The 323-nt window shown below is 61.3% G+C and carries 1 protein-coding gene; it reads left to right on the forward strand.

What is annotated here, in order from left to right; all coding sequences use genetic code 11:
• Positions 1–323 (forward strand): prolyl oligopeptidase family serine peptidase (locus EN862_RS35405; protein ID WP_153227258.1); only part of this gene is annotated, 323 nt, incomplete at both ends.

Raw genomic sequence — 323 nt, forward strand, 5'->3', positions numbered from 1 at the left:
GCTCTCCGATCGCGTCTATGACGCCTACGGCGCCCTGGAGTTTCTGTCGAAAGCCAGTTTTGTCGACCCGCGACGCATCGCATTGATGGGGTTCTCCGCCGGCGGCATCGCAACGCTCGAGGCGGTCCAGCTTCGTGGCGCAGAGCGGCTGATGCAGCACAAATTCAGCGTGGCGATCGCCTACTATCCGAACTGTTCGGTGGCGAGCGGTAACATGGCTGTGCCGACATTGATCCTGATTGGAGAGCTTGATGATTTCAGCCCCGCCCAGAAATGCCGGGAGATGGTGGCGCAACGCAGGGACAAGGGAAGCCCGGTGCAGC

Source organism: Mesorhizobium sp. M2E.F.Ca.ET.219.01.1.1 (assembly GCF_004016445.2).
Classification (GTDB): Bacteria; Pseudomonadota; Alphaproteobacteria; order Rhizobiales; family Rhizobiaceae; genus Mesorhizobium.